Origin of the sequence: Pseudomonas sp. NFX15, from assembly GCF_049132105.1 — a bacterium.
Classification (GTDB): Bacteria; Pseudomonadota; Gammaproteobacteria; order Pseudomonadales; family Pseudomonadaceae; genus Aquipseudomonas.
Genome location: NZ_JAFMPV010000003.1, coordinates 346,543 through 357,305, shown reverse-complemented (window position 1 = coordinate 357,305; position 10,763 = coordinate 346,543). Strand labels below are relative to the sequence as shown.

5 protein-coding genes and 2 rRNA genes are annotated in these 10,763 nt (G+C 59.8%); all 7 read left to right on the top strand.

Features of this window, described 5'->3' with window-relative positions:
- A 23S ribosomal RNA gene (locus tag J1D76_RS05365) occupies window positions 1-2,628 on the top strand; the annotation flags it as partial.
- Between the two features lie 167 nt (window positions 2,629-2,795).
- Window positions 2,796-2,911, top strand: a 5S ribosomal RNA gene (gene rrf, locus J1D76_RS05360).
- A gap of 228 nt (window positions 2,912-3,139) precedes the next feature.
- On the top strand, window positions 3,140-5,032 hold the full coding sequence (gene mrdA, locus J1D76_RS05355; RefSeq protein ID WP_421137359.1) for a penicillin-binding protein 2: 1,893 nt from the start codon (window positions 3,140-3,142) through the stop codon (window positions 5,030-5,032).
- Between the two features lie 118 nt (window positions 5,033-5,150).
- Complete coding sequence (locus tag J1D76_RS05350) at window positions 5,151-7,055, top strand: sigma-54-dependent Fis family transcriptional regulator (protein ID WP_421137358.1); 1,905 nt, start codon at window positions 5,151-5,153, stop codon at window positions 7,053-7,055.
- The gene (locus tag J1D76_RS05345; RefSeq protein ID WP_421137357.1) at window positions 7,055-8,773 is read left to right on the top strand and encodes an ABC transporter ATP-binding protein; all 1,719 of its coding nucleotides are present in this window, start codon (window positions 7,055-7,057) and stop codon (window positions 8,771-8,773) included. Before J1D76_RS05350 ends, J1D76_RS05345 begins: the two co-directional genes overlap by 1 nt.
- A complete protein-coding gene (locus tag J1D76_RS05340; RefSeq protein ID WP_421137356.1) occupies window positions 8,763-9,440 on the top strand; it encodes a S8 family serine peptidase in 678 nt (225 codons plus the stop codon). Before J1D76_RS05345 ends, J1D76_RS05340 begins: the two co-directional genes overlap by 11 nt.
- Complete coding sequence (locus J1D76_RS05335; protein ID WP_421137355.1) at window positions 9,437-10,735, top strand: tryptophan 7-halogenase; 1,299 nt, start codon at window positions 9,437-9,439, stop codon at window positions 10,733-10,735. The genes J1D76_RS05340 and J1D76_RS05335 overlap by 4 nt, the downstream gene beginning before the upstream one ends.
- The last annotated feature ends 28 nt before the right edge of the window (window positions 10,736-10,763 follow it).

The following is a 10,763-nucleotide window of genomic DNA, read 5'->3' as shown; positions in this document are numbered from 1 at the left end:
AGCCCTTAAGTGGCTTTGAGATTAGCGGAACGCTCTGGAAAGTGCGGCCATAGTGGGTGATAGCCCTGTACGCGAAAATCTCTTGGTCATGAAATCGAGTAGGACGGAGCACGAGAAACTTTGTCTGAATATGGGGGGACCATCCTCCAAGGCTAAATACTACTGACTGACCGATAGTGAACTAGTACCGTGAGGGAAAGGCGAAAAGAACCCCGGAGAGGGGAGTGAAATAGATCCTGAAACCGTATGCGTACAAGCAGTGGGAGCCCACTTTGTTGGGTGACTGCGTACCTTTTGTATAATGGGTCAGCGACTTATTTTCAGTGGCGAGCTTAACCGAATAGGGGAGGCGTAGCGAAAGCGAGTCTTAATAGGGCGTCTAGTCGCTGGGAATAGACCCGAAACCGGGCGATCTATCCATGGGCAGGTTGAAGGTTAGGTAACACTGACTGGAGGACCGAACCGACTACCGTTGAAAAGTTAGCGGATGACCTGTGGATCGGAGTGAAAGGCTAATCAAGCTCGGAGATAGCTGGTTCTCCTCGAAAGCTATTTAGGTAGCGCCTCATGTATCACTGTAGGGGGTAGAGCACTGTTTCGGCTAGGGGGTCATCCCGACTTACCAAACCGATGCAAACTCCGAATACCTACAAGTGCCGAGCATGGGAGACACACGGCGGGTGCTAACGTCCGTCGTGAAAAGGGAAACAACCCAGACCGTCAGCTAAGGTCCCAAAGTTATGGTTAAGTGGGAAACGATGTGGGAAGGCTTAGACAGCTAGGAGGTTGGCTTAGAAGCAGCCACCCTTTAAAGAAAGCGTAATAGCTCACTAGTCGAGTCGGCCTGCGCGGAAGATGTAACGGGGCTCAAACCATACACCGAAGCTACGGGTATCACTTAGGTGATGCGGTAGAGGAGCGTTCTGTAAGCCTGTGAAGGTGAGTTGAGAAGCTTGCTGGAGGTATCAGAAGTGCGAATGCTGACATGAGTAACGACAATGGGTGTGAAAAACACCCACGCCGAAAGACCAAGGTTTCCTGCGCAACGTTAATCGACGCAGGGTTAGTCGGTCCCTAAGGCGAGGCTGAAAAGCGTAGTCGATGGAAAACAGGTTAATATTCCTGTACTTCTGGTTATTGCGATGGAGGGACGGAGAAGGCTAGGCCAGCTTGGCGTTGGTTGTCCAAGTTTAAGGTGGTAGGCTGGAATCTTAGGTAAATCCGGGATTTCAAGGCCGAGAGCTGATGACGAGTGTTCTTTTAGAACACGAAGTGGTTGATGCCATGCTTCCAAGAAAAGCTTCTAAGCTTCAGGTAACCAGGAACCGTACCCCAAACCGACACAGGTGGTTGGGTAGAGAATACCAAGGCGCTTGAGAGAACTCGGGTGAAGGAACTAGGCAAAATGGCACCGTAACTTCGGGAGAAGGTGCGCCGGTGAGGGTGAAGCATTTACTGCGTAAGCCCACGCCGGTCGAAGATACCAGGCCGCTGCGACTGTTTATTAAAAACACAGCACTCTGCAAACACGAAAGTGGACGTATAGGGTGTGACGCCTGCCCGGTGCCGGAAGGTTAATTGATGGGGTTAGCTAACGCGAAGCTCTTGATCGAAGCCCCGGTAAACGGCGGCCGTAACTATAACGGTCCTAAGGTAGCGAAATTCCTTGTCGGGTAAGTTCCGACCTGCACGAATGGCGTAACGATGGCGGCGCTGTCTCCACCCGAGACTCAGTGAAATTGAAATCGCTGTGAAGATGCAGTGTATCCGCGGCTAGACGGAAAGACCCCGTGAACCTTTACTATAGCTTTGCACTGGACTTTGAATTTGCTTGTGTAGGATAGGTGGGAGGCTTTGAAGCGTGGACGCCAGTTCGCGTGGAGCCAACCTTGAAATACCACCCTGGCAACTTTGAGGTTCTAACTCAGGTCCGTTATCCGGATCGAGGACAGTGTATGGTGGGTAGTTTGACTGGGGCGGTCTCCTCCTAAAGAGTAACGGAGGAGTACGAAGGTGCGCTCAGACCGGTCGGAAATCGGTCGTAGAGTATAAAGGCAAAAGCGCGCTTGACTGCGAGACAGACACGTCGAGCAGGTACGAAAGTAGGTCTTAGTGATCCGGTGGTTCTGTATGGAAGGGCCATCGCTCAACGGATAAAAGGTACTCCGGGGATAACAGGCTGATACCGCCCAAGAGTTCATATCGACGGCGGTGTTTGGCACCTCGATGTCGGCTCATCACATCCTGGGGCTGAAGCCGGTCCCAAGGGTATGGCTGTTCGCCATTTAAAGTGGTACGCGAGCTGGGTTTAGAACGTCGTGAGACAGTTCGGTCCCTATCTGCCGTGGACGTTTGAGATTTGAGAGGGGCTGCTCCTAGTACGAGAGGACCGGAGTGGACGAACCTCTGGTGTTCCGGTTGTCACGCCAGTGGCATTGCCGGGTAGCTATGTTCGGAATAGATAACCGCTGAAAGCATCTAAGCGGGAAACTAGCCTCAAGATGAGATCTCACTGGGACCTTGAGTCCCCTGAAGGGCCGTCGAAGACTACGACGTTGATAGGTTGGGTGTGTAAGCGCTGTGAGGCGTTGAGCTAACCAATACTAATTGCCCGTGAGGCTTGACCATATAACACCCAAGCAATTTGCATGCTTCGAGCTGAAAAGCGAAAGAGCACCAGATTGCGGTGTGTGAAGACGAAACGAACCGAAAGTTCGAAACGCACAAACACCTAGCTGTCACATACCCGATTTGCTGAAGCGAGACCATCTGGTCACGAGTCAGTACCCGAATTTCTTGACGACCATAGAGCGTTGGAACCACCTGATCCCATCCCGAACTCAGCAGTGAAACGATGCATCGCCGATGGTAGTGTGGGGTTTCCCCATGTGAGAGTAGGTCATCGTCAAGATTAAATTCCGAAACCCCAATTGCGAAAGCAGTTGGGGTTTTGTTTTTGTCCGCAGGAAAGTTCGCAAGCAAGACGTCTGTTGCGTTTTGGCTCTCTGAAAGACGTGCTTAGAGTAAATCGGGCTAAAGTGACCGGGCGGTTTTTGGTATGGTGCAGCTCGTTTTTTAACGGACTGATTTAAAGCCTACGGATCGGCACCTCCTTCATCGTCAAAGAGTTGCTGTAGAAATGCCTGAACCGATTCCCATCAAGGACCACGAAAAAGAGACGAGCCTGGTAAACAAAAGGCTGATGGCCTGTGCCTTGTTCGTCGCCGCCGTCACCTGCGCGCTGGTGGCGCGCATGTATGTCCTGCAAGTGGTCGAATTCGACTATCACTCAACCATCTCCGAAAACAATCGTGTGCATGTCCTGCCGATCACGCCTACCCGAGGGCTGATCTATGACCGCAATGGTGTGGTGCTCGCCGACAACCGTCCCAGCTTCAACCTGACCATCACTCGTGAACGCACCACCGATGTGAAAAGTGAGCTGGATGAGGTGGTCAATATCCTGCACTTGCCGCCCGAAGACCGCACGCTGTTCGACAAGGCCATGAAGCAGGCACGCCACCCGTTTGTCCCGGTGACGTTGTTCTATGAGCTCACCGAAGAACAGATCGCCGAACTGGCCGTCAACGAATTCCGCCTCCCAGGTATCGATGTCGAGCCGCAGTTCGTGCGCCATTATCCGCTGGGCGCACACTTCGCTCATTCGGTCGGCTATGTCGGGCGTATCAACGAGAAAGAGTCCAAAGCCCTGGATACGGTGGAGTACCGTGGTACCCAATCCATCGGCAAGACAGGCATCGAAAAATTCTACGAGTCGCAGTTGCACGGCCATGTTGGTTACGAAGAAGTCGAAACCAATGCCCAGGGCCGAGTGTTGCGAGTGCTCAAGCACACAGATCCGGTTCCCGGTGAAAACATTGTCCTGAGCCTCGACATCAAACTTCAGGAAGCCGCCGAGCAGGCCCTGGGTGATCGCCGTGGTTCGGTGGTCGCGCTGGATCCCTCGACCGGTGAGGTGTTGGCCATGGTCAGCAATCCGAGTTTCGACCCTAACTTGTTCGTCACCGGGATCAGCTCCACGGAATACTCCACGCTGCGCGACTCCATCGACCGGCCGCTGTTCAACCGCGTGTTGCGCGGTCTCTATGCGCCAGGTTCGACCATCAAGCCAGAGGTGGCGATTGCTGGCCTCGACGCGGGAGTTGTCACACCTCAGACCCGGGTATTCGATCCGGGCTACTACCAACTCCCGGACTTCGATCACAAGTACCGCAACTGGAACCACAGCGGCGACGGTTGGGTGGACATGGACGCGGCAATCATGCGCTCCAACGACACCTATTTCTACGAGTTGGCCCACAAGCTGGGCATCGATCGGCTGCACGACTACATGTCGATGTTCGGGCTCGGTGAGAAGGTATCCCTGGACATGAATGAAGAGTCGCCGGGCTTGATGCCATCCCAGGCCTGGAAACGCGCCACGCGTCGTCAGGCATGGTTCCCGGGCGAAACGGTGATCCTCGGCATCGGCCAGGGCTACATGCAGGTCACACCGCTGCAACTGGCCCAGGCTACAGCGCTGATCGCCAATAAAGGCGTATGGAACCGGCCGCACCTGGCCAAGACCGTGGACGGGGTTGCACCCGTGGATGAGAACCCAATGCCGAACATCGTGCTCAAGGACCCAAGGGACTGGGAGCAGGTCAACCATGGCATGCAGATGGTGATGCACGATGCCCGCGGTATTGCCCGGGCCGCAGCCGTCGGTGCGCAATACCGCATTGCCGGCAAGAGTGGTACCGCGCAAGTGGTGGCGATCAAGCAGGGCGAACGCTACAACCGGGCAAAAACCCGCGAGCGTAACCGCGACAATGCCTTGTTCGTCGGCTTCGCGCCGGCCGAGCATCCGAAGATCGTGATCTCGGTAATGATCGAAAACGGCGAGGCGGGGGGCCGCGTTGCCGGGCCTGTCGTGAGGGAGATCATGGACGCCTGGCTGCTCGATCAGGATGGACATTTGAAGCCACAATACGCAGCGCCGAGCAAGGCGCCGGGTGACCCTCACGTCTGATCCGACATTACGGACCGCAAGCGCCATAAGGCACTTGCCATCGCCCTGACGTTAACGTAAAGATTGCGGCAGGGCGCCGACGTATGAAGGCGCAAGGGCGGATGACCCGGAGCGCTTGATGACGCTAATAAAAACAAACTCCCCCAAGCTGCATCGCGAAGCCCGGCTGGCCCGGGAAAAGCTGCACCTGGAAGGCGAAGTGCCGGATGGTGTCCTGCGGGCGGAAATCGATGCTTCGTGGCGGCGCAGCCTGAGCCATGGCGTGCATTTCAATGCCAAGCACGAGCTCGAATTGGGCTCCAATGCCAGCCTCGACGTGTTGTTGGCCAGCAACCGCTTGTTGATCGACGCCGCATTGCCGGCGATTGATTACCTGGCCGAGCGTCAGGGCAAGGAAGGGCTGATCATCCTCGCCAATTCCGACGCCACCATCCTTGCCGTTGAAGGCCGCGCCGACCGTCTCAAGGGCAGTGGCCTACAGGACATCACCCTCGGCGCCTGCTGGAGCGAAGCCGCACGCGGTACCAACGCCCTCGGCACGGCACTGGTGGAAGCCCGGCCAACCCTGATCGATTGCGGCGAACATTATCTGGATCGCCTCAGTGACTTTTCCTGCACCTCGGTGCCAATCCATTGTCCACAAGGCAACATTCTGGGTGTCCTTGACCTGACCCGCGAAGGCCCTCTCGGCCGAGCCCACGACAGCACGGCGCTGCTGGCCATGGCGGTCAGCCAGATTGAAAGCCGGGTGTTCCATGCCAGCTATCCGGACGAAATCGTCCTGGCCTTTCACAGCCGCAAACAGTACCTCGAATCGCCATGGCAAGGCTTGCTGGCGGTCAGCCTTGGCGGGCAGATCCTGGCGGTCAGCACACAGGCCTGCCAGTTGCTCCACGCCGAACGCCCGGCCTTGATCGGTCGGCGTTGCGAAGAGTTTCTCGGTGTCGACGGCCTGCAGTTGTTGGCGCGCCTGCATCAGGGTGGCGCCGGCAGCCTGCAAACCGCCAAGGGCGAATTTTTCTACAAGACCCTGCGTGCACCGCAACGCTCGATCAACGTCAGCAGCCCGCCGCGCACAGCGGCAAAAACGCCCAAGGCACAACCGGACCTGGAAGCGCTCGCCGGCAGCAATGTCCGTTACGCCCGAGCCCTGCGCATGGCTCGCCAAGGCCTGGCCAATGAACTGCCGGTGCTGTTACTGGGTGAAACCGGCACGGGTAAGGAAGTCATCGCCCGCGCCCTGCACATGGCCGGAACGCGCTGCGACAAACCCTTCGTCGCGGTGAACTGTGCGGCCATTCCAGAAGGCCTGATCGAGTCCGAATTGTTTGGCTACCGCGAAGGCGCGTTCACCGGCTCGCGCCGGGGCGGCATGGTCGGTCGCTTGCAGCAAGCTCACGGCGGCACCCTGTTCCTCGATGAAATCGGCGACATGCCGCTGGCCTTGCAGGCTCGGCTGCTGCGGGTGTTGCAGGATCGCAAAGTTGCGCCACTGGGCGCCGGCGAAGAGCAGGACATTGACGTCGCGCTGATCTGCGCCACCCACCGCGACCTCAAGCGTCTGGTGGACGAAAAACACTTTCGCGAGGACTTGTTCTACCGGGTCAACGGCATCAGCGTGATGCTCCCGGCCTTGCGCGAACGCGAAGATTTCACTGCGTTTATCGGGTGCATGCTGACCACGCTCGGCGCCCCCACCGCGGTCATGCACGATGATCTCAATCGCTTGCTCAGCGGCTATCACTGGCCAGGCAACATCCGCCAACTCGAGATGGTCCTGCGCACCGCGCTGGCCATGCGCGAGCCGGGCGAGACCGTGCTGACCCTCGATCACTTGCCCGACAGCATGCTCGACGAGTTGTCCGCCAGCGAACGCCCCCAGGCCGGCAGCATTCGGGAAAACGAACTGGAGCTGATCCGTCAGTCCCTGGATACGCACCAGGGCAATGTCTCGGCCGCCGCCGACGCCCTGGGCATCAGCCGCGCGACGCTGTATCGCAAGCTCAAGCAGTTGCGCTCGTGATGCAGCGCCTGATCGTTCGGCTGATCGACAGCCAGAACCCTGAGGTCCTGCAAGCGTCACTGGGCTGGCTGTACAGCTTCGTGCGCCCCCACCGCCTGGCGATAGCCGGGCTGTTGGGCCTGTCGGTCTGCGCCTCGCTGTTGGTGCTGGTGCAACCCTGGCTGACCAAACTGTTGATCGACGACGGCCTGCTGGCGCGCAACTTCCCGACGCTGGTATTGATCGCTGGGCTGATGATCGCTGCCGGGCTGCTGGGCACGGCGCTGTCGGGTATCAACCGCTACCTGCACACACGCCTGTCCGGACGCATGCTGTTTGCCCTGCGCGATGACCTGTACCGGCACCTGCAAACCCTGTCGCCGAGTTTCTACGGACAGCGACGCATCGGCGACCTGATGTCGCGCCTCGATGGCGATGTCGCGGAAATCCAGCGCTTTGCCGTGGACTCGCTGTTCTCGGCGGTGTCGAGCGTGATCGGCCTGGTGGTGGCCATCGCGATGCTGTTGACGCTGTCGTGGAAACTCTCGCTGCTGGCCTTGGTGCTGATCCCCCTCGATGTCCTCTGGCTGCGCTGGATGCGGCGCAAGGTCGAACGCGATGTGCGGCAATTGCGCGAGCGCTCGGCGGACATGTCCTCGTTCATGGTCGAGACCTTGCCAGTGATGAAGTTCATCCAGTCCGCCGGCCAGCAACAGCGTGAAGCACGGCGTCTGGAAACGCTGGGACAGGGCTACATGAGCCAGTTGCTGCGCCTGCAAGTCACCGAGTTTTTCACCCAGGCTGTGCCCGGCACGCTGACTTCGCTGTCGCGGGCCTGCGCCTTTTTGATCGGCGGCTACTGGGTGGTGCAGGGCACCTGGCAGCTTGGCGCGCTGATTGCGTTTTCGACTTATCTGGGCATGGCCGTCGGGCCGGTGCAGAGCTTGCTCGGGCTCTATGTTGCGGTTCAGCGGATGACCGTCAGCCTCGGCCGGGTCATGGAGTTGCGCGGCGAACAACCGACCGTATTGACGCCGGCCGCACCACGCTCGATGCCAGTGGGTGGCGACCTGTGGTTCGACAACGTGCACTTCGCCCACCCCGGTCGGCAATCGACCCTGCGTGGCATCGAGGCGCGGATTCCCTATGGCTTGAAAGTGGCCCTCAGCGGCGGCTCCGGCGTCGGTAAATCGACCTTGATCGACCTGCTGCAACGTCATCACGATCCGCAGACGGGCAGGGTCCTGCTGGGCGACGTCGATTTGCGCGAGCTGGACCTGTTCCAGTTGCGCCAGCGCGTGGCTATCGTCAGCCAGGACATCGTGCTGTTTCGCGGCAGCCTCGCCGACAACCTCGCCTACGCAGTACCAGACGCCAGTCGCGAGGCGATTGCGGAGGTGGCGAGGCTGGCGCAACTCGACAGCTTGATCGAGTCCTTGCCCGAAGGTCTCGACAGCCCGTTGGGCGAGCGTGGCCAGCAGTTGTCCGGCGGGCAGAAACAGCGCATCGCGATAGCCCGGGCGCTGTTGCAGGACCCTTTGATCCTGGTGCTCGATGAAGCGACTTCAGCGGTGGATGAAGCCACCGAGCGCGAAGTCATCGATGCCATCGACCGGCTATTTGCCGGACGTACGCGGATCCTGATCAGCCATCGCCCGTCGACCCTGGCCGATGCCGATCTGCGCTTCGAATTGCTCGACGGCGTGCTCACCTCGACAACGGTGCTGCATGAAGCCTGAGTTGCGCGTCGGGGTGGTCGACAGTGGCCATTCGGCGGCGCAACGGGTGCAAGTGATCGCCGGCCGACGTTTTTCATTGCTCGAAGATGGCTTGGCCGAGGGCGACCTGCGCGAAGACCCGCTGGGGCATGGCAGTGCGGTGATCGAGGCAATCGGGCGACGTGCTCCCTCGGCGCTGTTTTGCGTGGCCCAGGTGTTTGATCAGCGAGGTGTCACCAGCGCGTTGCAGATCGCCTCGGCGATTGACTGGCTGGTGGCGCAGGACGTACGCCTGATCAATCTGAGCCTCGGCCTGCGCCAGGATCGCAGCCTGTTGCGCGCGGCCTGTGTGGCGGCGGTGGCGCACGGCATATTGCTTTGCGCCTCAAGCCCGGCCCAGGGCGACGGCGTGTATCCGGCGAATTATCCGCAGGTGTTGCGCGTGACCGGCGATGCGCGCTGCGCCGAATCGCAATGGTCGTGGCTCAACAGCGCCCAGGCGGATTTCGCCGCCTGCGTGCATGGCACTTATCCGGGACAATCCGGGGCGAGCCTCGGGTGTGCCGCCTTGAGCGGGCACATCGCCGGGTTCCTCACCGAACAGCCTGGTGCCAGCAACGAGCAAGTTGTCGAGTGGTTGCGCGAGCACGCTCGTTACCGTGGCCCTGAACGGCGATTCGGGCCATGACCGAGATCGTCATTCTGGGCGCCGGTCCGGCAGGCGCTGCGGTTGCGTTGGGGATGCGGCGGCTCGGTTATCGCGTCACGTTGATCAGCGAGTGGCGTCGGTTTGCAGCGCTCGAAGGGGTGTCCATGCGGGTGTTGGACGCCTTGCGCGGCGCGGGCCTGCATCAAGCGTTGGCAGAGGCGACGCTGCCCTCTCAACGTCAGGTGAACTGGAATGGCCAGCAGCATGCGCAGAACGTCGAGTTCCTGCTGGATCGCCCGACCTTTGACCGAGGCCTGCGTGAGGATTTGCGCCTGGCCGGGGTCGGGTTGATTGAAGGCCGGGTACTGACAGTGCAGTCATCGGCCACGGGGCATCGAATCGACATCGACGGACGTGAATCGCTGTTCGCACCGTTTCTCGTCGAGGCCCGCGGACGTCAGGCGCCCGCCATCGGCAAGGGGCTGCGTGGGCCAGAGTCGGTCAGCTTGCTCAATCGCTGGCAAGGTAAGCCTGGCAGTACCGCCAGCGCCGTGGAAAGCCTTGAGGACGGTTGGACGTGGATGGCGCGCCGTGCCGACGGCCAGTGTTACTGGCAATGGACGGTGGACGTGGCGAGTGCCGAATTACCGGGCAAGGCGATGTTGCTCGATTACTGCCGGCAACGGCGCCAGGCTTCGCGGCTGGCCGAGGCCTTCTTTGCCGGTGAAGAGGAAGCGGATCTGCAACTGCACGCCCGCAGCAGCACGGCGATACTCAGCCCGCGGGTGTGTGGCGATAACTGGATTCGCGTCGGCGATGCGGCGATGGCCGTCGACCCGCTGTCGGGCAACGGGATCTTTCAGTCGTTGTCGTCGGCGTTGCAGGCGCCCGCAGTGATCAACACGCTGTTGTGCAAACCCGAGCGCGCGGCGTTGGCCCAGCGTTTCCACGAGCAGCGGGTGGAGCAGTTGTTTTTGCGGTTTGCGCGGGTTGGCCGGGATTTCTATGCCGATGAACAGCGTTGGCTGGATCAACCGTTCTGGCAGGCTCGGCGGAACTGGCCGGACGCGGAAGTGGCCCATGCCGAAGCGGATTTCGAGGCGCTGAAGATCGAGCGGGCACCGGTGCTGCGCGATGGCCTGGTGGATGAGGCCGAGGTGGTGATCACGGCGGATCAGCCGTTGGGCATCTGGCATGTGCAAGGTGTTGAGGTGGCGCCGTTGGTGCAGCGGTTGAAGCACGGCGAGCCGGCGGATCAGGTGCTGGCCGGGTTGGCGGTGGAGCAGGGGCGGATGGTCAGGAGTTGGTTGTTGGCTCAGGGTTTCAAACCCTGAGTTCTGGGTGGGCTGCACCGACCTCTGC

What these genes read in the sequence shown, in the direction of transcription:
- mrdA (WP_421137359.1), top strand. Translation starts at nt 3,140, where the DNA reads ATGCCTGAACCGATTCCCATCAAGGACCACGAAAAAGAGACGAGCCTG.
- J1D76_RS05350 (WP_421137358.1), top strand. Translation starts at nt 5,151, where the DNA reads ATGACGCTAATAAAAACAAACTCCCCCAAGCTGCATCGCGAAGCCCGG.
- J1D76_RS05345 (WP_421137357.1), top strand. Translation starts at nt 7,055, where the DNA reads ATGCAGCGCCTGATCGTTCGGCTGATCGACAGCCAGAACCCTGAGGTC.
- J1D76_RS05340 (WP_421137356.1), top strand. Translation starts at nt 8,763, where the DNA reads ATGAAGCCTGAGTTGCGCGTCGGGGTGGTCGACAGTGGCCATTCGGCG.
- J1D76_RS05335 (WP_421137355.1), top strand. Translation starts at nt 9,437, where the DNA reads ATGACCGAGATCGTCATTCTGGGCGCCGGTCCGGCAGGCGCTGCGGTT.